The organism is Rhodoferax ferrireducens, from assembly GCF_031458075.1.
Lineage (GTDB): Bacteria > Pseudomonadota > Gammaproteobacteria > Burkholderiales > Burkholderiaceae_C > Rhodoferax_B > Rhodoferax_B ferrireducens_A.
The window spans coordinates 1,116,858-1,135,799 of the sequence record NZ_JAVDXT010000001.1; the positions used below are offsets into that span (position 1 = coordinate 1,116,858).

Annotated in this window: 19 protein-coding genes; 9 read left to right on the forward strand and 10 right to left on the reverse strand. The window is 63.9% G+C overall.

Annotation, left to right across the window (positions count from 1 at the left end; all coding sequences use genetic code 11):
* Together J2X19_RS05275 and J2X19_RS05280 are read right to left on the reverse strand one after the other, a co-directional pair.
* Positions 1-546 carry a DUF2867 domain-containing protein gene (locus J2X19_RS05275; RefSeq protein ID WP_310371271.1) on the reverse strand — a complete coding sequence of 182 codons (546 nt, stop codon included), beginning with the start codon at positions 544-546 and terminating at the stop codon, positions 1-3.
* Positions 547-575: 29 nt separating this feature from the next.
* Positions 576-707 carry an EthD domain-containing protein gene (locus J2X19_RS05280; RefSeq protein WP_310371274.1) on the reverse strand — a complete coding sequence of 44 codons (132 nt, stop codon included), beginning with the start codon at positions 705-707 and terminating at the stop codon, positions 576-578.
* A 172-nt stretch (positions 708-879) separates the two neighbouring features.
* Between J2X19_RS05280 and J2X19_RS05285 the strand changes: the two genes are divergently transcribed.
* Positions 880-1,773 (forward strand): helix-turn-helix domain-containing protein, encoded by an 894-nt coding sequence (locus J2X19_RS05285; RefSeq protein ID WP_310371276.1) that lies wholly within the window; start codon positions 880-882, stop codon positions 1,771-1,773.
* Positions 1,774-2,023: 250 nt separating this feature from the next.
* Here J2X19_RS05285 and J2X19_RS05290 read toward each other — a convergent pair whose 3' ends face one another.
* The 6 genes from J2X19_RS05290 to J2X19_RS05315 form a co-directional block, all read right to left on the reverse strand.
* Positions 2,024-2,962 (reverse strand): ABC transporter substrate-binding protein, encoded by a 939-nt coding sequence (locus J2X19_RS05290; protein ID WP_310371278.1) that lies wholly within the window; start codon positions 2,960-2,962, stop codon positions 2,024-2,026.
* Between the two features lie 16 nt (positions 2,963-2,978).
* Positions 2,979-4,133 carry an acyl-CoA dehydrogenase family protein gene (locus tag J2X19_RS05295; RefSeq protein WP_310371280.1) on the reverse strand — a complete coding sequence of 385 codons (1,155 nt, stop codon included), beginning with the start codon at positions 4,131-4,133 and terminating at the stop codon, positions 2,979-2,981.
* A gap of 131 nt (positions 4,134-4,264) precedes the next feature.
* Entirely contained in the window at positions 4,265-5,422 is a 1,158-nt protein-coding gene (locus tag J2X19_RS05300) for a c-type cytochrome (protein WP_310371281.1), read from the reverse strand.
* A gap of 13 nt (positions 5,423-5,435) precedes the next feature.
* Complete coding sequence (locus J2X19_RS05305) at positions 5,436-6,221, reverse strand: ABC transporter ATP-binding protein (protein WP_310371282.1); 786 nt, start codon at positions 6,219-6,221, stop codon at positions 5,436-5,438.
* A complete protein-coding gene (locus J2X19_RS05310) occupies positions 6,215-7,255 on the reverse strand; it encodes an ABC transporter permease (protein ID WP_310371283.1) in 1,041 nt (346 codons plus the stop codon). The genes J2X19_RS05305 and J2X19_RS05310 overlap by 7 nt, the downstream gene beginning before the upstream one ends.
* 15 nt (positions 7,256-7,270) lie before the next feature.
* Entirely contained in the window at positions 7,271-8,296 is a 1,026-nt protein-coding gene (locus J2X19_RS05315; RefSeq protein WP_116604453.1) for an ABC transporter substrate-binding protein, read from the reverse strand.
* A 198-nt stretch (positions 8,297-8,494) separates the two neighbouring features.
* Here J2X19_RS05315 and J2X19_RS05320 point away from each other — a divergent pair, with 198 nt between their 5' ends.
* The 3 genes from J2X19_RS05320 (at position 8,495) to J2X19_RS05330 (ending at position 11,320) form a co-directional block, all read left to right on the forward strand.
* Positions 8,495-9,085 (forward strand): cysteine dioxygenase family protein, encoded by a 591-nt coding sequence (locus J2X19_RS05320; RefSeq protein WP_310371286.1) that lies wholly within the window; start codon positions 8,495-8,497, stop codon positions 9,083-9,085.
* A 21-nt stretch (positions 9,086-9,106) separates the two neighbouring features.
* Complete coding sequence (locus J2X19_RS05325; protein WP_310371288.1) at positions 9,107-10,705, forward strand: rhodanese-related sulfurtransferase; 1,599 nt, start codon at positions 9,107-9,109, stop codon at positions 10,703-10,705.
* 177 nt (positions 10,706-10,882) lie between these two features.
* The gene (locus tag J2X19_RS05330) at positions 10,883-11,320 is read left to right on the forward strand and encodes a hypothetical protein (RefSeq protein ID WP_310371290.1); all 438 of its coding nucleotides are present in this window, start codon (positions 10,883-10,885) and stop codon (positions 11,318-11,320) included.
* Here the strand turns inward: J2X19_RS05330 and pyrF are convergent.
* Positions 11,317-12,018: an orotidine-5'-phosphate decarboxylase gene (gene pyrF, locus J2X19_RS05335; protein ID WP_310371292.1), complete on the reverse strand. Its 702-nt coding sequence runs from the start codon at positions 12,016-12,018 to the stop codon at positions 11,317-11,319. The genes J2X19_RS05330 and pyrF overlap by 4 nt on opposite strands.
* 619 nt (positions 12,019-12,637) lie before the next feature.
* Positions 12,638-13,129, reverse strand: coding sequence for a GNAT family N-acetyltransferase (locus J2X19_RS05340; RefSeq protein ID WP_310371293.1), 492 nt, complete (start codon positions 13,127-13,129; stop codon positions 12,638-12,640).
* Between the two features lie 414 nt (positions 13,130-13,543).
* On the opposite strand from J2X19_RS05340, the gene J2X19_RS05345 reads away from it, so the two are divergent.
* The 5 genes from J2X19_RS05345 (at position 13,544) to J2X19_RS05365 (ending at position 18,935) form a co-directional block, all read left to right on the forward strand.
* A complete protein-coding gene (locus J2X19_RS05345) occupies positions 13,544-14,458 on the forward strand; it encodes a LysR family transcriptional regulator (protein ID WP_310371295.1) in 915 nt (304 codons plus the stop codon).
* A gap of 160 nt (positions 14,459-14,618) precedes the next feature.
* A complete protein-coding gene (locus J2X19_RS05350) occupies positions 14,619-15,992 on the forward strand; it encodes an SLC13 family permease (RefSeq protein WP_310371297.1) in 1,374 nt (457 codons plus the stop codon).
* A 39-nt stretch (positions 15,993-16,031) separates the two neighbouring features.
* Entirely contained in the window at positions 16,032-17,714 is a 1,683-nt protein-coding gene (gene mdcA, locus J2X19_RS05355; RefSeq protein ID WP_310371299.1) for a malonate decarboxylase subunit alpha, read from the forward strand.
* Between the two features lie 13 nt (positions 17,715-17,727).
* Positions 17,728-18,060 (forward strand): malonate decarboxylase acyl carrier protein, encoded by a 333-nt coding sequence (mdcC, locus tag J2X19_RS05360; protein WP_310371301.1) that lies wholly within the window; start codon positions 17,728-17,730, stop codon positions 18,058-18,060.
* A complete protein-coding gene (locus tag J2X19_RS05365) occupies positions 18,057-18,935 on the forward strand; it encodes a biotin-independent malonate decarboxylase subunit beta (protein ID WP_310371303.1) in 879 nt (292 codons plus the stop codon). The genes mdcC and J2X19_RS05365 overlap by 4 nt, the downstream gene beginning before the upstream one ends.
* Positions 18,936-18,942: the final 7 nt, after the last annotated feature.

The following is an 18,942-nucleotide window of genomic DNA, read 5'->3' on the forward strand; positions in this document are numbered from 1 at the left end:
TTACGTCTCCGTCGCCGACGGCCAGCCGACCCGTGCCGCACTACGAAGGCTGGACTGAACGACTAAGCGATGGAACGGGGCAATGAGAGAAATGTAGAGACGACCTAAGCGATTGTTGCAATGGACAACGGTCGACAGAATCAAGTGACGTTTGGCTCCCGGCGACAACTGACCGGAACACAGAACAGAGAGCCTGAAGTTCAAGTGCTTGTCGTCTTCTCCAAGAACAATTTCGGTTGGACTTGTACTGTAGATCTTAAAGATACTGAGTCGGCCCGCTCCGCTCTCCGCCTCCAGTGATGCGAGACGCTTAGCCGTCTTGAGGCCGAACCCGGCTACGAGCGCGTCTCGAACCGTCATGAGGCTGCCAATCCAGGGCGCTTGGTGAGCGAAGATGAACCTTGCCAACAATTCGGGATTGGTCGACGCTCCGGCGGGAAGCTCGATCGAGTAAGCGTCGGCGAGATTCATAAACGCGTAGGCTTTAGCAATGGCCGACTGCGGAGGAATCGACACAGATGTTGCGTGATAGTGTTCGGTCGACATGTATGCAATCAATGGTTCGTTTCTGAGGTCTAACAAGCAATGAGCACTTCACTCACCTGTATCACCGGCTCCACGTCGGTGTAGTTGAGCATATCGCCCTGCATCGCTGGCGCGTGGTGCATGAAAGCTGCCAGGAAGTTTTCAAGCGAGTTGAACAGCAAAGAATTCCCAGCGTGTCGCGTTTCATCTCGCCGAGCAGCGGCAGGCCAAAGAAGAACGAACGGGGGCCGGGTGGACGGGTAGCGGTTTCGGTGGACATGGGCGCTACTGTGCGCGCTCGGGCCGCCGATGTATTGAACGCTTGCGACATGGCGGCTTCGCTAAACTGCCCGCATGCTTGATGCCCTTGCCCAGCCCGCCATGGCCGACACGGCCACCCCCACAGCCGCCACCCACAGCGCCCTCTACGCGCCCCGCTTGTCGCTGGCCGCCTGCGTGCGGGCCTACCTGTCGCACAGCACGCTGGGGGCGGATCTGGCACCGGCCCAGCGCTACAACTACTTTCCGGCGGCACCCATGTGCGCGATCCAGTGGATCATCCTGGGTGCGTCCATTGTGGTGCAGCGCGGCGACGAGCGGATCCATGAAGCCGTGCCGACCCAGTTTTTCAACGGCCCGCACACCGCTCCCATTGTGAGCTTCAACCCCGGGCCGGTCCAAGGCTTCATGCTAGTGCTAACACCCGATGCGGTGCAGGCGATGACGGGGGTGGACATGAGCCAGTTTGTGGACAGGCAGGTCCCTTTGCGCCAGGTCTTCGATGCGACCTGGCAAGCCATGGCGCAGACGGTGATGGATGCCCCGGACGATGCCGTGCGCATTCAGCTGATCGAGGCCTTTCTGGAGCCGCGCTGGGCCGCCGTGCGCAGTGCGGCCATGCCCCGGGCCGACCGCTATCGACTGTGGGCCGAGGGCCTGGCGCTGCGTGCCGCCACCTCCGGCATGGGCCAGAGCCTGCGGCAGATCGAGCGCCGCATCAAGGCCTGGGCCGGGTTGCCGCTGCGCGATTTGCGGCGCTTCAGTCACCTGGAGGCCGCCTACTTTCAGGTGCGCCAGGCGCAGAATTCGGCCAGCTTCAACTGGGCCGATGCCGCCGCCGACGCGGGCTTTGCCGACCAGGCCCATCTGTGCCGCGAAACCCGGCGCATCACCGGACTGACCCCGACCGAACTGCGCAGGGCGATCGACGAGGATGAATGCTTCTGGGTGTACCGAATTGTGCGCTGATAGGGTTTTTCGCTGGTGGGGTGCCTGGCCCGTTGTCAGCGCCTTTAGTTGGTCGTCCGCAGGGCCGCCTCGTCAATTCGCCGCAGCAAGCGCTTGCGGATCAACCCGCTGACTGGGTGAATCAACCACCGCTAGGGCCGAAAGCCTGACAGTGACATCGCGTTGTTGCTGGGCAAGCGCTGAATTTGTGCAAGAAATTGGCAGCTGGTGCTTATCCCACCAGCACGAGCAGCTCTTTATTCCATAGCATTCAGGCCGCGAGCGGCAGGCCGGTATCGAAGGTGGCGCGCACATCCAGCTTTTGCTTGATCAGCCCGGCATCCAGATAGAAGTCGGCAGTGCGCTGCTGGTCGGCCACGACCTGGGTGTCTATCGATTGCCAGCGGGTCTGGCGGCGTTCGAACTGCAGGCGCGCTGCTTCGGCGGGGATGCCGATGATGCGGGCCAGTGTGGCGCTGAATTCCGCCGGATGCTGGGTCGCCCAGGCTTGGGCGCGCACGATGCGCTGCTGCAGGTCTTGCAGCTGGTTACGCTTGTCGCGCAGGGCGTTGTCGGTGGCCGCCAGGAAGCTCAGGCCGCTCCAGAGGTTGCGGCCGTTCACCAACACCCGCGCATGTCCTCCTGTTTCGGCCAGCGCGGTATACGGCTCCCAGGTAGCCCAGGCATCGACCGAGCCCTGGGTTAGCGCCAGCTTGGCATCCGGCGGGGCCAGAAAACGCAGGCTGATGTCTTCGGCCTTCAGGCCTACCGAGGCCAGCGCCTTCAGGGTCACGAAGTGGCCGATGGAGCCGCGGTTGGTGGCCACGCTTTTGCCCTTCAGGCTGCTGGCGTCTTTCAGCGGCGAGTTGGGTGCGACCAGGATGGCTGTGCCATAGGGGTCGGAGCGGTTGACCGCAAAGGCCTTGACCCGGCTGCCCGCGGCCAGCGAAAACAGCAAGGGCGCATCGCCGATCGGCCCGAAGTCCACCGCGTCGGCATTCAATGCCTCGGCCAGCGGGGCGGCGGCGGGAAATTCGGTCCACTGGATGTCGTAGGGCAGGCCCTTGAGTTCGCCCGCGGCTTCCAGCAGGGCACGCAGGCCGCCCTTTTGGTCACCCGCGCGCACCACGGCGCGGGTTTGGGTGTGGCCGAGCGCGGGGGACAGAAAGGCCACAGCGGACAGGAATTGTTGGAAGGTACGTCTTTGCATGGCGTGGAATGGGTGGTTAAGAAATCAGGATCTGCTTGCCGGCGGCGATGCGGGCGCTGTCGTCTTGCGGCGTATGGATGCGCCCGCAGAGCACGTCGCGCAGATGGCGTTCCAGCGGGTTCTTGCGCGACAGGCCGTGGTTGCTGCTCAGCGACAGCGCAGCCTCTACCGCTTGCACGGCGTTGTTGGTGACCAGCGACTTGATCAGGCCGCTGTCGGTGGCGGACACCGGCGTGCTGTTGTCCACGTCGCGGGCCAGGCTGGCCAGCAGGCGTTCATTCGTGAGCAGCAGGCCCTGGATACTGCCGACGACCTCCTGGGCCCGCGGCAGAGTGGCCAGGGCCGCGCCCAGGTTCGCCGGTTTGCGTTGGCGCAAGAATTCGACCACCCAGTCGCGCGCGGCGCGGGCGATGCCGCTGTACAGCGCGCCTAGCAGCACAGCCATATCGGCTTGCAGGTTGGGGTCGCCTGGGCCCCATTCTTGCGGTAGGCGCAGGTCGATGACGTTGCCCAGCGGAACCAGCACGTCGTCGAACACGATGTCATGGCTGCCGCTGGCGCGCAGGCCCAGGTGGTCCCAGGTCTCGATGGTGCGGATACCGGGCAAACCGGCTGGTACCAGGATCGTGCCGACCCGGGGCGGGGTTTCGTCGGTGCGCGTCCATACCGCGTACCAGCGCAGGATGGGCGCACCGGTGGAGTACACCTTGTGGCCCGACAAGCGCCAGCCCTCGGGCGTCAGGCGGGCGGTGGTGCCGGGCAGGCCGCCGCGCGCGGGTGAGCCCAGTTCGGGTTCGACCCGCAGCGCATTCACCAGCGATACGGAATGCACCGATTCGCGCACCAGGCGCTCGGCCAGGTGCTGCGGCCAGCTGCGGCTCTTGTTGTCGGCATAGCCCATGCTGCGGTGCTGCATGTACTGCATCACCAGCACCAGGGCGGTGGCCGGATCGCCATGCGCCACTGCGCCTATGACTTCGCCGAGCTGCGCCAATGTGGCGCCTTGGCCGCCAAGCTTGCGCGGTGCGGCCAGTGCCAGCAGGCCTGCCTGCTGCAGCTGGCTGAAGTTTTCGAAAGGGAAGCTGGCATCGCGGTCATGCTCGGCGGCGCGGGTGGCGAACTCTGCGGCCAGGGTGCGGGCAATCTGGCCCGGGGTCAACGAGGCATTCATGGCTGGGCCCCGGAAATTTGGGGTGATGCGGAAAGAAATGGGTGCATGCTGCCGACGATAGAAGCGATAGCCGGGCGCGACAACGAAGAAAAAAGCCTGTCTACATGCGGTTTCTGAATGAGCTGGAACTACTAATGCGGAAAACCACCGCGCAGCAAGCGCACGGGCTCATCGTCCATGCGGCGGATCAGGCCGTCCAGTCCATCGCCTGCCGGTGTGGTGGAAGCCAGTGTGAGGGGTGTGGCCGTAGAGCGGCACACCAGGTCGCTGGCCGACCAGCCGGCTTGCCCGGGCTGGCCCCGGGCGCGCAGCCAGCCGTCGCGGTCTACCAGCAATTGGTGGCCGGCCAGTTGCGCGGGCTGTACGCCCAGTACCAGGGACAAAGCCCTGCGCAGATCTGGCAACTCGGGCGCGCTGGCCTGGCATTCGGGATCGGTTGCGTTGACTGCGGTGTACACGCTGACCAGCCGGGGATCTTCTTGCAGCGGGGCGGTATCGGTCAGCAGGCGCAGCCGTTGGCCACCCAGGCTGTGCAGTGTGCGTGGCGCCTGGTGGCGGCACAGTACGGCAGCGTCTGGCATGCGCACCGGGTAGCTCCAGCCACCAGATTCCTTCAACATCTGGCCCGCCGCATTCGCTTGCAGATAGTTAAGCACTTCCCACACCTGGACATCGCTGAGGGGTGGGCCAAAGCCGGGCATGGTGCTGCTACCGTCGCGCGCGCGCATGCCGTGGCGTACCCGCCAGAACAGTTCGCCGTCCAGCCGCTTCCACAGCAGGGAGCCAGTCAAGGTGGGTGGCCACATGGGCAGCTTGGCCGCGTCCACGCCTTCGCCCCGGCCATCGGCACCGTGGCAGCGCACGCACTGCTGCTGGTACACCGCCTGTCCGCGCACAATGCCTTGCGCTGTGAAGCCAGTGGGCGATGCATGCAGGCTGGTGGGGACGGCGGGGGCCAGCAAGAGATGCGGCTCGGGCCAGGGTGCCAGCAGCAATGCCGCCGCCGCCAACACCCACAACCCCGGCCTGCCGCGGCGCCACGCCAGCGAGACCAGCAGGCTCAGCCCGGCCAGCAGCAGGCAGGCAATGCAGATAGCCACACGGCGGGCGTGACCGGCATCCAGGGCCAGCATCTCACCGGCAATGCGGTAGGCAAACGGCCAGGCGGGCTGGCCATGGATGTCGGGCGCCAAGCCCAGGATATGCAGAACTGCACGCAGGCCCAGCTGGGCTTGTTGCAGCGCCGACAGCAGCAGGCTCAGGCCTTCGGCAGGCAAGCTCCAGGCCATGCGTGCGGAACAGCTACCAGCTGGCCGCCAGGCCTAGCAGCGACAGCGCCTGGTGCCGCAGTTCGGCCAGCCGTGGGTGGCCGCGGTGGCGCGGGTAGGGAAGGTCGTTGACCAGCACCTGCTTGATGCGCGCCGGCCGGTCGGACAGCACCACCACGCGCTGCGCCATGAACAAGGCTTCTTCCACATCGTGCGTGACCAGCAGCACCGAGAAGCCCTTGCGCTGCCATAGGTCGACCAGCTCGGTCTGCATGGCCAGCCGGGTCAGCGAGTCCAGCTTGCCCAGCGGTTCGTCCAGTACCAGCAGGCTGGGGTCGTTGACCAGCGCGCGTGCCAAAGCCACGCGCTGCGCCATACCGCCCGACAGCTGGTGCGGTAGCGCCTGGGCAAAGCTTTGCAGGCCGACCAGCGCCAGCGCTTCATCGACCCGGTGCCGTTGGGTCTTCAGCAGGCCGCGCGCCTGCAGGCCCAGGGCCACGTTGTTCCACACCGTGCGCCAGGGGAACAGCGTCGGGTCCTGGAACACCACGATGCGCGACGGGTCGGGTTGGGTGATGGCTTGGCTGTCGTGCTGCAGGCTGCCCGTGGTGGCAGGTTCCAGCCCGGCGACCAGGCGCAGCAGCGTGGACTTGCCGCAGCCGCTGGGGCCGAGCAGGGCCACGAATTCGCCAGGCTGGATCTCCAGATCCAGGTCGGCAATGACTTGCAGCGGGCCCTGGGCTTGCTCGAACCAGTGGCTGACGTTGCGCACCGCAATGTGTGCGCCAGCGTTCGCCTGGGTCTGTACGGGACTCACCATTTCACGATTCCTTTTTGCCAGGACAGCACCCGGTCGCGTACCAGAAACAGCAGGCTGATCAGGCCCGAAAACAGCAGCGCCATCACCAGCAGCGCGGCGTACATGTTCGGGTAGGCGGCCCAGCCCTGGGCCCAGGTCAGGTACCAGCCCAGGCCGGCTTTGACGCCCAGCATTTCGGCGACTACCAGCGTGGCAAACGCATGGCCCAGGCCCATGAACAGGCCGACGAACACCTGGGGCAGGGCGGCGGGAATCGCCACCCGCAGCACCAGGAACCAGGGCGATGCGCCCATGGTGCGGGCCACGTCGTAGTAGTTCTTGTTGACACTGGCCACACCCGATGCGGTGAGGATGGCGACCGGAAACGCGGTGCCGACAGCGATCAGGAAAATTGCCGTAGACCAGCTGGACGGGAAGAAATAGAACGAGATCGGCAACAGCGCCGTGGTGGGCAGCGGCCCGAGCACGCGCAGCACCGGGTGCACCCAGTAGCTGGCGCGCCGCGACCAGCCCATCAGCACGCCGACCAGGAAGCCGACCGAGGCGCCAATGCCTATGCCCAGGCCCAGCAGCTGCAGCGAATGGGCGCCGCTTTCCAGCAGTCGCCGCCAGTCGGTTATGTAGACCTCGGCCAGGCTCTGGGGCGGCGCAAAGAACGGTGGTGGCAGGGTGCCGAGCTTGGCGGTAAATACCTCCCATACCGCCAGGCCCAGGGCTACGGCGATCAGCCAGGGGCCGGCCGCACGCAGCTTGGCCGGGACCGCTGCGATCCGCCCCGGCGCCAGGCTCAGCGTCAGCAGCGCTACCGCGACCAGCCCGGCGAACCAGGCGAATTCGGTGGTGTAAGCCCACTCGCTGAAGCCCAGTGGCTTGTTGGGCCAGGTACCGGTTAGCACCGCGAGCACACCCCAGGCCAGGCCGGCTGCCAGGCCGGTCCACCAGGGTGCGTAGGCGGTTGCGCTAACCGCCGCCGATGGACTGCGCTGCCGTGGTGACAGGGTTGGCGCAGACAGGATGTTGTCAGCCGTAGTCATCGCGTGGGGGCTCCGTCAGGCAAGCACGTCGGCGTACACGTACTCGGCAAAGCGCGCCGGGTCGGTGCTGGGCTTGAGCACGCCGACCAGCTTGAAGTCGCGGGCATAGAACTCTATCTCTTTCTTCAGGTCGTTGCCGCTGGGGTGGTTGCGGTGCGTCAGCGTGCCCAGCACGGCGCGCAGGTCTTCTACCGGCACTTTGGAATAGGGGCTGTAGATCTTGGCGGTTTCGTTCGGGTAGTTGGCGATGAAGTCCGAGGCCTCGGTGATGGAGCGCGCCAATGCGGCCGCGGTAGGCTTGTCGTTGCGCACCAGCTTGCCGCTGACGCCCAACACGCAGCAGGTCTTGTTGGCGTATTCGCCCGACAGATTGGTGGCCAGCTCGACCAGGCCCTTGGTGCGGCGCTCGACAAGGAACAGGTTCGGGTCGCCATCGGCGATCGCATGGGCTTCGCCTTTCTCTACCGCCAAGCCCAGCATGTCGGCTGGGAACTGGCGCCAGCTCACGTCCTTCTCCGGGTCCAGGCCGGCCTTCACCAGCAGTACCGAGAAGAAGTTCTTGCCCGGGCTATTCAGGTCGGACACGGCGATGGTCTTGCCCTTGAGCTTGGCCAGGCTGGTCACGCCGGCCGGTGCGTAGCCCACCAGGCGGGTGCAGCCGCCATGCGAGCTGCTGACCAGCTTGACGTCGAAGCCCGACTCCAGCGGCTTGATCCAGCGGTGCACCATGCCCACGCCGGCGTCGGCCTTGGAGGTGGCAATGCTTTCCAGCAACTGGTCGGTAGAGCCGGCAAAGTTCACCAGCTCGACATTCAGGCCATTCTTTTCAAAAATGCCGCGCTCCAGTGCCACCGGCACGGCCGACAGGCAGACCGCACCGGCATTCCAGGCCAGCTTGATGTCGCGCAGTTTGCCGGCGGCCCGCACATTGCGGCCGGCCACACCGGCGGCTCCCACCACGCCGGCCAGGCCGGCAGCGCGCAGCCATTGGCGGCGTGACCAGCCGGGGTTGAAACGGGTGCGATCGTCGGACGTGAACATGCAGTACCTCTGTTAAATCTGTGCAGGAGGCAGATTGCAATGGATTCCAGCTTCCAAGGGAAATAAGAAAAACAGGGATGCATATGCAAAGAATCATCCGCGCCCGGCCCGCAAATCGGTTGCAATAAGCCATCTTCAAAATGGGCTGTGCGCCTGCGCATGGCCATCTACGAACCATTGACGACGCCTTCACCACGCATGACCACCCCCTACGACACCGCACGGCTTAGCAGCTTTGTGCAGCAACTTGGCCGCCTGCTGGACCGCCAGCCCACCGAGCTGGAAATACTGGCCCAGGGCGGCAGCCTGCTTGGCCAGCTGGTGGAGCGCGACGACTGGCTGCCCACGGCCTACGCCCAGCCGCATCCGCAGTACTACCAGCAGTACCTGCTGCACGCCGACCCGCTGGGGCGGTTCTCGGTGGTCAGCTTTGTCTGGGGGCCGGGCCAGGCCACACCCATCCACGACCACACGGTCTGGGGGCTGATCGGCATGCTGCGCGGGGCCGAGGAATCGCAGGCTTTTGCGCGCGACGCCAGCGAGCGCTGGGTGGCCCAGGGCAAGCCCCGCGCGCTGGCGCCTGGCGAGGTGGATGCGGTGTCGCCGCGTATAGGCGACGTGCACCGCGTGCGCAATACCCTGGCCGACCAGGTGTCGATCAGCATCCACGTGTACGGCGCCGATATCGGCAAAGTCCAGCGCTCGGTGTACCTGGAGGACGGCACCCGCAAACCCTTTGTCTCTGGCTACAGCAATGCCGCCGCGTTCCTTTCGACGCAAACGATTTAACCGATTTTCCCCAGGAGTTCCATGTCCACCCCCTTGCCCCTCAAAACCTTCCACGACGTGCGCCAGGCCTTGCTGGCGCGGCAGGAGATTGCACTGATCGACGTGCGCGAAGAAGACCCGTTTGCCCAGGCCCATCCGCTGTTTGCCGCCAACTTTGCGGCCGGGCGCATCGAGCTGGATGCCTGGAGCCGCATTCCGCGCCGCGACACCGCCATCGTGGTGCTGGACGATGGCGAAGGTCTGGCCGAGCCGGCCGCGCGCACGCTGCACAAGCTGGGCTACACCGATGTGGCCTTGCTGGACGGCGGCCTGCAGGGCTGGCGCGATGCCGGTGGCGAAATCTTCAAGGACGTGAACGTGCCAAGCAAGGCCTTCGGCGAACTGGTCGAAGCGCAGCGCCACACGCCCTCGTTGTCGGCCGAAGAAGTCAAAGCCTTGATCGACCAGCAGGCCGACGTGGTGGTGCTGGACGCCCGCCGTTTCGACGAATACCAGACCATGAGCATCCCCACCGGCATCAGCGTGCCCGGTGCCGAGCTGGTGCTGCGTGCCCAGGCGCTGGCGCCGAATCCTGCGACCCGCATCATCGTCAACTGCGCGGGCCGCACCCGCAGCATCATCGGCACGCAGTCGCTGGTCAACGCCGGCATCCCCAACCCCGTATCCGCCTTGCGCAACGGCACCATAGGCTGGAAGCTGGCCGGCCAGGTGCTGGACCACGGTGCTGAGCGGCAAGGCCGGGCCATCACCGAACAGACCAGCGCCGATGCCGCCAGCCAAGCGCGTGCCGTGGCGGACCGCTCGGGCGTGCAGCGCGCCCAGCCCGCTGACCTGTTGAGCTTCCAGGCCGAAGCCGGCCGCACCACTTACCGTTTTGATGTACGCACCAGCGAGGAATTTGCCGCTGGCCATCTGCCGGGCTTCTCGAACGCCCCCGGCGGCCAACTGGTGCAGGAAACCGATGTGTCCGCACCGGTGCGCGGCGCCCGCATCGTGCTGGCCGACACCGACGGAGTCCGTGCCAACATGAGCGCATCCTGGCTGGCCCAGATGGGTTGGGATGTATGGGTACTCGACGGCAGCCAGGTCGCCGATTGGCGCGAAACCGGCCACCCGCCTGCACCAGTGCCGGAGCCCGAAGGCCATGCTGAATGGATCAGCCCCGCCCAGCTGGCGGCTTGGCTGCAGGCCGAGCCCGCCGACCACATCGCGGTACTGGACATGACCACCAGCGTCAACTACGTGAAGCGCCATATCCCCGGTGCCTGGTACCTGTCGCGCGCCGGCCTGGCCCAGGCCTTGGCCCTGATCCCCAAGGCCAAGCGCTACGTGCTGACCTGCGGCAGCAGCCTGCTGGCGCGCTACGCGGTGGTCGAGCTGGAGCGCTTGACGGGCGCCGAAGTGTTTGTGCTCAAGGGCGGCACCATCGCCTGGATCGCCGCCGGGCTACCGCTGGAACACGGCGAAACCCGCTTGGCTTCACCGCGCACCGACCGCTACCGCCGCCCGTACGAGGGCACGGACAGCCCGCGCGAAGCGATGCAAGGCTATCTGGATTGGGAGTTTGGTTTGGTGGAACAGCTGGGGCGCGATGGGACGCATGGGTTCAGGGTGATCTGAATAGTGTGCTATTGAATAAGTAGCTGCTTGCGCAGCTTGTATATGCGCTGGTGGCACTTTTCATTCAATAAAACCGTAGCAAAAACTGTCAAATGTTTAGTTGGCGCGATAGCCTATAAATAGCCTTCGGCCCAGAAGAAGTACAAGCGATGCCGCACCGGCCCAAAGGCAATAGCCATGGAGCTCGTCGATGGAAATCAAGAGGTACAACGGGTTGGCCTGGCTAAACGGCGCCAGCGGCCGGATATCTGCGTGCATCACACTGTCAAGAATGATGTGGGAGTAGCAGCCTGTGGCCGCTCCAATGGCCACTGGACTTGGCTTGAGTTCCTGCCAACGGAAAAAATTGGGGAGCTTGACCAACGGAGCCATTTTTCGCGCAAGAAGAAAAAGCAAAACGGTTGCCGCAGCAACAAGCGTGGCTCCAACGTAGGTATGCAGAAATCGGTGAAGAGGTTCTTGTTGGGTGAGGATGTAATACAGGGGCTCGGTATCGATGAGGACATTCGCCGCAACGAAAGCAATGAAGCTTACGTGGCGTGGCGCAATGGCATGGATCGCACCGCCCGGACCGAAGTGGAATGGTGTAAATGGCATTTTGAGAAGCGGTTTTAGTCCCCACTCGCTGGAGCCATGCCTGCGACAGCCTCTTCGAACGCGAGCAATGGACTTGCGGCTTGTGTGATGGAGCGACCTATGACGACGTGGGTTGCTCCATTGCGACGCGCCACCTGCGGGGTTGCAATGCGTACCTGGTCCGTGCTCCCGCCACCGCTGAGCTGGATGCCTGGCGTGACGATGAGTGTTCCCGCAGGCAACTGCGCCACCAGATACCCGGCTTCGTTTGCGGATGCCACTACGCCGTGGCAACCGCAGGTTGCGGCTAGCTTGGCCAAGCGTTCGACTTGTGCGCGTACAGACGGTGCAAGGCCAATTTCCGAAAGGTCTTCGTCCCCCAGACTCGTGATGACAGTGAGCGCCATGATCTTGAGGCCAGGGAATGGCGCTGCGGCCGCGACTGCCGCGCGCAGCACCGCCGAACCACCCGACGCGTGCACGGTGACCATGGTGGCGCCAAGCTTCCCGGCCGCCTTCACTGCGCCCGCGACAGAGTTTGGAATCTCGTGCAGCTTGAGATCCAAGAAAACTTCCTTGCCCATAGCGACGAGCTCGCGCACGATGCTGGGCCCCTCCTCGGTCAGAAGTTGCAGGCCAACCTTGTACGCAGTAGCGGACGGCCCCAGCGCATGGACGAGTGCGAGCGCCTGCGCTTTACTCGGGAAATCCAGGGCAACGATGACGGGAGATTGCATGAGCGGGATGGCGCCTGAGGGGCTTAATGTCAGATTTCAGCGGACGCCGAAGGCGATCCGATGGAAAGAAATGTTAGCCAAAACAGCACTAGACATAAGCCCGCCAAGCAGAAAAGGCAATAGGAAGCAAAGCCGCGACGGCAAGCTCGACCGTGCGTGCTTTCGATGGTGCAAAGTGCGGAGCAGAACCGCGCACAAAGTACAAAAATGTAATGAACGGCCAAGCCGCGCAAAGCACGAAAAATGTGGAAGAAGATTTCGCGAGCAATGGACTAACCCCCAGAATTAAACCGAGCCCAGCAATTCCGGCATAAAGTAAGACGGACGCTAGCACGACCCAACCTTGAGGAGTGTGCAAAAGCGGCCCCCGAAGCAGCTCTGAAACTGGACGCTGGTAATAGCTCACGATCTGGCTAACGTGATCCACACCGCAAAATCTGCGGTTTAAATTGACTGTCGAGGTTTAAATCATCCATCCGAGTTCTCTTGAAAGTGGCTTGCAGCCTTGATTTTCTGGGTTCTTTCCGGTCTTTATACAGGTATAAAAATTTCGACAAACCCCGCAGGCCGATTTTGCGCGATTCGAGCCATCGGACCTGCTGGGATTGGCTTAGCAGCTTCAAGCAAACGCCGCGTGGTACGCGACCCGTCCTTCCGGGTGGGAGGCCCCAAACGCCAGCGCCATGAAGTATTCCGCCGGAGGGCCGGGATACACCAGGCCGGGTTGGGCCTGGAAGCCGAAGCGTGTGTAGTAGCCCGGATCGCCGAGCACCACGCAGCCCGCCGCACCCAGCGCTGCTAGGCGCGCAAGGCCCGCGCGCACCAGATCGGACCCCAGGCCGCGGCCCTGGAAGGCCGGGCCCACCGAGATCGGCCCCAGCCCATACCAGTCCGCCGTGCCATCGCTGATGGTCACGGGCGAAATGGCTACGTGGCCGACGACGGTGCCATCGATTTCGGCCACCAGAGACAGCGTCAATGCGCCCGCGGTGCGCAGCGCGGAGACGATGTGCGGCTCTGTGCCGCTGGAGTGGGGGTGCCCGGCGAACGCGCGTTCGGTCAGCGCAAAGATGGCTTGGGTGTCGGCGGGCGTTTCTGGACGGATCGGCATGGCAGGGGCGGTTGCGAGTGGCGGGCAGCCTAGATTCTCCTGCTTCTCCACGATTGCGGCTCCGCGGCATGCTTGCTATGAAATAAAGAGCTGCAGGCGCAGGTGCTACTTGTGCTGCAGCAGCGGTACGTCTAGCCCTTGTCTTTGGCGACCTGCTTGATGTAGTCGCCGGCGCTTTGCTGGCTGTTTGGGGGAAGTAAGGGGGCGTGCGGGGATGCAGGGGATCCCGGCAATCTGATGCTGCAAGCTGTATTTTGCTATTCAATTGGTAGCGGATCGTGCAATTTTTATATGCGCTAGCGGCACTTTTTATCCATGAAATTTATGGCTTTTGGCATGCGCTGTGAAGGGCGGGGTGGCAGCAGGCATGCAGGGCTGTTCACTTAGAATGCGCCGTCCAAACGCAGGTTGACCATGCACCTCCACCTCGATGAAGAGATCACCTTCCGCAGGCTAGAGATTCTGCTGGCCTTTATGGAGACCGGCAACCTGACGCGCGCGGCCGAGATGCTGGAGATCAGCTCCGTGAGCGTGCACCGCGCTTTGCATGGATTGGAGACGGGGCTGCGTTGTGCCTTGTTCCGACACGAAGGGCGCAACCTGCATCCGACGGAGGCCGCCCAGGCGCTGGCAGATGTGGCCCGCGAGGTGCTTCGCACAATGTCCGAGGGCGTGCGTTCCACCCGCGAGGTGGCGGGTTACTCCGCTGATCGCATCCGCATAGGCTCTCTGTATTCCCTCACCGACCGGACGGTTCCGAAACTGGTCATGGGCATGAAGATCCGCAAGCCCGACATACAGACGGAACTGGTGCTGGGCTCCAATGCGGACCTGCTGCAGAAGTTGCGCGACGGTGCCATCGATGCGGTGTTGATGGGCACGCCCGAAAATGCGGCGGATGTGGAGTCCCAGCCCTTGTTCGAAGACGATATTTTTTTTGCCGCGCCAGTGGGGTCTCGCTACGGCGGGATGGATGAGATTGACTTGGCCGTCTGTGCCAATGAACGTTTCGTTACCTTGAGCGAGGGCTTTGTCACCTACGCCGGGTTCGTGGATGCGTTTCGCGTCGCCGGCTTCACGCCCAATGTGGTGATGAAGACGGGCGACATTTTTTCCCTGATGAACCTGGTGGGCGGCGGTGTGGGCTACACATTGCTGCCCGGGCGGGTGGGCGGCATCATGCCGCAGAAAGTGCAGCTGGTTCCGCTGCAGAAAAAGTACCTGATGCGCCAGACCATATCGCTGAATTTTCTGCGCACACGGGAACGTGATCCCAATCTGTTGGCGCTGCTCTCGGTCTGCCGCAGCTTGAGCGCGGAACTGGGCTGAGTACGCCGCATACCCATCGTTCGGGTTAACCCCCGATCGTTTCAGTTGGCGTAAAGATCGATCCAACTGCTTCATTGATCGTCCCGGAGGGCGTGCGTATTGTTCGCACCCAGACGTGCATCCATTGTGCGTTGCCATAAAAATCTCCGGAGACACATCGATGAGTTCGCACTGGATTTCAATTTACGCGTTGGTGGGCATGTTTGTGCTGGCCACTGTGCTGCCGATCAATATGGGCGTGATCGCCTTTGTTGGCGCATTCCTGGTCGGGACGCTGGTCGCCGGCATGAATGCCAAGGCGATCATGGGTGGCTTTCCCGCCGACCTGTTTCTCACGCTGGTGGGCATTACCTATCTGTTTGCGCTGGCCCAGAACAACGGCACCATCGACTGGCTGGTCAGGCTGGCGGTGCGGGCGGTGCGCGGGCGTATCGCCGCGATTCCATGGATCATGTTTTTCATCGCCGCCCTGCTCACGTCGGTAGGTGCGGTGAGCCCGGCAGCAGTTGCCATCATTGCACCCATCGCGCTGGGCTTTGCCGCCAAGTACGGCATCAATCCCTTGCTCATGGGCCTGATGGTCGTGCACGGCGCGCAGGGTGGTGGGTTCTCTCCGATCAGTATCTATGGTGGTATCACCAACAAGATCGTGGCCAAGGCGGGGCTGCCGCTCAACGAGATGGCAACCATGATGGCCAGTCTGGGCGTCAATCTGGCCGTAGCGACGCTGCTGTTCTTCGTTTTTGGCGGGATGAAGCTGGTCCGCCAGAAGGCCGATGCGACTGGTGCGGTGCCCGCAGTGGGCCGAGTCGCACATGGGCAAGGCGGTGCGCAGATGTACGGCGATGCGGAAGGCGAGTCGTTCGCCGAAGAACGGCGCACCGCCACGCCGGGCGCTGATTCGCTGATGGACCCTTCGTCATCGTCTCCCGCCGAGGCTGGCTCGCGTATGTACCAGGCTGTCACTGTGCTGGGCTTGCTGGCCTTGGCTGTGTTGACGCTGTTCTTCAAGCAGGACATCGGCTTCGTGTCGATCACCATCGGCCTGCTGCTCACGCTGATGGCGCCCAATCTCCAGAAGCGCGCATTGGGGCAAGTGTCCTGGCCCGAGATCATGCTGATCGTCGGCGTGAGCACCTATGTCGGCGTGATGGACAAGATGGGCACCATCGATTTCGTGGGCCACAGCGTGGCGGGCCTGACCTCACCGCTGATGGCGGCCCTGTTGCTCTGCTTCGTCGGTGCCGTGGTGTCTGCTTTTGCCTCGTCGACTGCCGTGCTGGGCTCGTTGATTCCGCTGGCTGTGCCATTTCTGCAAGGCGATTCTGCCGTCGGGGCGATTGGCTTCATCGCGGCCATGGCGGTTTCGTCCACCATCGTCGATGTCAGTCCGTTTTCCACCAACGGCGCCCTGGTGCTGGCCAATGCCAAGGGCATAGACCGTGACGTGTTCTTCCGGCAGCTGATGATCTATGGCGCCATCGTGACCCTGGTGGCTCCGGTCGTCGTGTGGTTTCTCTTCGTGGTGCTGTAGAGCGCCGGTCTTTTCACATCCGCTCAACCCAACTTAGCCATGAACACCCATTCCTGGACCTCCAAGGCAGATGACCGCAATGCCAGATTGGCGCGCGCGTCGGGCGCCTTGGGTACGCTGCTTGTTGGCAAGCGCGTTGAAACAGAAGCCATAGGCCGCTTGCTCGAAGCGGTGCTTTCGCCCGGCGACCGCGTCTGTCTGGAAGGCAACAACCAGAAGCAGGCCGATTTCCTGGCGAAGGCTCTGGTGAAGGTGGATCCGCAGCGGGTCCATGGTCTGCACATGGTGCAGTCCGTGCTGGCACTGCCGGAGCACTTGGACGTGTTCGAGAACGGCGTGGCATCGCGTCTGGACTTCAGCTTCTCCGGGCCCCAGGGCGCGCGGCTGGCCAAGTTGGTATCGGGGGGGCGCATCGAGATTGGTGCCATCCATACCTACCTGGAGTTGTTTTCGCGTTACTTCGTAGATCTGACGCCCAAGGTGGCCTTGGTTGCCGCCCATGCGGCCGATGCCGAAGGCAATCTGTTCACCGGCCCCAACACAGAGGACACCCCCGCCATCGTGGAGGCGACGGCGTTCTCCGGCGGGATCGTGATTGCCCAGGTGAACGAGTTTGTTGACGGCAAGACCACCACGCTGCCGCGCATCGACATACCGTCCGACTGGGTGAGCTTCGTGGTGAAGGCACCGCGCCCCAACTTCATCGAGCCGCTGTTCACGCGCGACCCCGCGCAAATCAGCGAGGTGCAGATCCTCATGGCGATGATGGCGATCAAGGGTATCTATGCCGAGTACGGTGTGCAGCGCCTGAACCACGGCATCGGCTTCGATACCGCGGCCATTGAACTGCTGCTGCCTACCTATGCCGAGTCCTTGGGGCTCAAGGGAAAGATTGGCCAGCACTGGGCGTTGAATCCCCACCCCGCGCTGATTCCCGCCATTGAGGCGGGCTGGGTGAAATCTGTGCATTCCTTTGGCTCCGAGCTGGGCATGGAGAACTACATCCGTGCACGCTCCGACGTGTTTTTTACCGGGCCGGACGGCAGTCTGCGCAGCAACCGTGCGTTCTGCCAGGCGGCCGGCCACTATGCCTGCGACATGTTCATCGGCTCTACCTTGCAGATGGACCTCGATGGCAATAGCTCCACGGCGACGCTGGGGCGGATTGCCGGCTTCGGCGGCGCGCCCAACATGGGCGCGGACGCGCGCGGTCGCCGCCATTCAAGCCCTGCCTGGCTGAAGGCCGGACGCGAGGCGCGCAACGGCCGCACGGGCGCGGCCGGCACGCCGCGCGGGCAAAAGCTGGTGGTGCAGATGGTGGAAACCTTCCGTGAGCACATGCAACCGGCCTTCGTCGACCGGCTGGATGCCTGGACCTTGCAGGAACAGGCCGGCATGGATCTGCCGCCCATCATGATCTACGGTGACGACGTCTCGCACGTCCTGACCGAGGAGGGCATCGCGAACCTGTTGCTGTGCCGAAGCGATGCAGAGCGTGAGCAAGCCATCCGTGGCGTAGCCGGCTACACCGCCGTGGGGTTGGCGCGCGACCTGCGTGCGGTAGAAAACCTGCGTGATCGGGGCGTGATCCGGCGGCCACAGGACCTGGGTATCGACCCCCGCCATGCCACGCGCAACTTACTGGCCGCGCGCAGCATGCGCGACCTGGTCCGCGCCTCGGGTGGGCTGTACCAGCCGCCCAAGCGCTTCAGAAACTGGTAGCAGGAGATTCAGCATGAGCGATATTCCCGCAGGGCTCGAAACCCTGGACTTCTCTTTTTCCGGCGGTCGGCCTGCAGGCGCTTTTGCGCCGGTGCTGGCGGGCGTCGTGGGTTCCGGCAATCTTGAAATCTTGCTGGAGGCAGCCGAAGGTACCGATTGCGTGGTGCATGTTGAGACTTCGGCACGTGGCTTTGCTCCGATCTGGCAGGCGGTGGTGAATGACTTCAACGCGCGCCACGCCTTGGCCGGTGTGCGCGTCTCCATCAACGACATGGGGGCCACACCCGCGGTGGTCAGCCTGCGGCTCGACCAGGCTGTGGCCGGCATCCACGGGGGAACAGCATGATCAGTTTTGCCGAATGCTCGGCGCGCGAGCGGATCGCGCTGCTGCTCGATCCAGGCACCTTCCATGAATGGCTGCCGCCCAGCGAGCGGGTCAGGAGCCCGCACCTGGCGCAGCTGGGCGTGCCATCGGCCTTTGACGACGGCGTGGCCGTAGGCCGGGCGACACTCGATGGCCACAGCGTGTTCGTGGCCGCGCAAGAGGGCGAATTCATGGGCGGCGGTGTCGGCGAAGTCCACGGCGCCAAGCTGGTCGGTCTGCTGCAGCGTGCGCTGCGTGACCGTCCCACGGCGGTTTTGCTCTTGGCCGAATCCGGCGGCGTGCGGCTGCACGAGGCCAATGCGGGACTGATTGCGGTATCGGAAGTGATGCGCGCGCTGCTTGATGTACGTGCTGCAGGTATCCCGGTGGTGGTGCTGATTGGCGGTGCCAACGGTTGCTTCGGTGGCATGGGCATCGTGGCGCGCTGTGCCGACCATATTGTGATGAGCGACTCCGGCCGGCTGGCCATGTCAGGTCCCGAGGTTATCGAAGCCTCGCACGGTGTGGACGAGTTCGACTCGCGCGACCGCGCGCTGGTCTGGCGCACCACCGGTGGCAAACACCGCTGGCTCACCGGAGATTGCGATAGCTTGGTGGAGGACGACGTCGCAGCCTTTCGCGAAGCTGCGATTGCGGCCATCGGGCAATCCATGCCGCTGACCCCCGCCGCGCTGGAAGTCGAGCATGCATTGCTGACCCGGCGATGGCTCGCGCTGCCACCCGACAACATCGAGCGCGACGATGCGGAATTGCTTTGGACCGCGCTCGGCGTTGTCGACGCGGACAAGGTGCCCGAGCTTTCGGTCGACGCGGTGCGCGCGCTGCGCACCATCTAAGAAGGAG

Bases quoted from the DNA above. Each gene is read 5' to 3' on its own strand.
- J2X19_RS05330 (WP_310371290.1), top strand. From the start codon at position 10,883: ATGGAGCTCGTCGATGGAAATCAAGAGGTACAACGGGTTGGCCTGGCT.
- J2X19_RS05365 (WP_310371303.1), top strand. From the start codon at position 18,057: ATGATCAGTTTTGCCGAATGCTCGGCGCGCGAGCGGATCGCGCTGCTG.
- J2X19_RS05320 (WP_310371286.1), top strand. From the start codon at position 8,495: ATGACCACCCCCTACGACACCGCACGGCTTAGCAGCTTTGTGCAGCAA.
- mdcC (WP_310371301.1), top strand. From the start codon at position 17,728: ATGAGCGATATTCCCGCAGGGCTCGAAACCCTGGACTTCTCTTTTTCC.
- J2X19_RS05310 (WP_310371283.1), bottom strand. From the start codon at position 7,255: ATGACTACGGCTGACAACATCCTGTCTGCGCCAACCCTGTCACCACGG.
- J2X19_RS05315 (WP_116604453.1), bottom strand. From the start codon at position 8,296: ATGTTCACGTCCGACGATCGCACCCGTTTCAACCCCGGCTGGTCACGC.
- J2X19_RS05290 (WP_310371278.1), bottom strand. From the start codon at position 2,962: ATGCAAAGACGTACCTTCCAACAATTCCTGTCCGCTGTGGCCTTTCTG.
- mdcA (WP_310371299.1), top strand. From the start codon at position 16,032: ATGAACACCCATTCCTGGACCTCCAAGGCAGATGACCGCAATGCCAGA.
- J2X19_RS05305 (WP_310371282.1), bottom strand. From the start codon at position 6,221: ATGGTGAGTCCCGTACAGACCCAGGCGAACGCTGGCGCACACATTGCG.
- J2X19_RS05345 (WP_310371295.1), top strand. From the start codon at position 13,544: ATGCACCTCCACCTCGATGAAGAGATCACCTTCCGCAGGCTAGAGATT.
- J2X19_RS05340 (WP_310371293.1), bottom strand. From the start codon at position 13,129: ATGCCGATCCGTCCAGAAACGCCCGCCGACACCCAAGCCATCTTTGCG.
- J2X19_RS05325 (WP_310371288.1), top strand. From the start codon at position 9,107: ATGTCCACCCCCTTGCCCCTCAAAACCTTCCACGACGTGCGCCAGGCC.
- pyrF (WP_310371292.1), bottom strand. From the start codon at position 12,018: ATGCAATCTCCCGTCATCGTTGCCCTGGATTTCCCGAGTAAAGCGCAG.
- J2X19_RS05295 (WP_310371280.1), bottom strand. From the start codon at position 4,133: ATGAATGCCTCGTTGACCCCGGGCCAGATTGCCCGCACCCTGGCCGCA.
- J2X19_RS05275 (WP_310371271.1), bottom strand. From the start codon at position 546: ATGTCGACCGAACACTATCACGCAACATCTGTGTCGATTCCTCCGCAG.
- J2X19_RS05285 (WP_310371276.1), top strand. From the start codon at position 880: ATGCTTGATGCCCTTGCCCAGCCCGCCATGGCCGACACGGCCACCCCC.
- J2X19_RS05350 (WP_310371297.1), top strand. From the start codon at position 14,619: ATGAGTTCGCACTGGATTTCAATTTACGCGTTGGTGGGCATGTTTGTG.
- J2X19_RS05300 (WP_310371281.1), bottom strand. From the start codon at position 5,422: ATGGCCTGGAGCTTGCCTGCCGAAGGCCTGAGCCTGCTGCTGTCGGCG.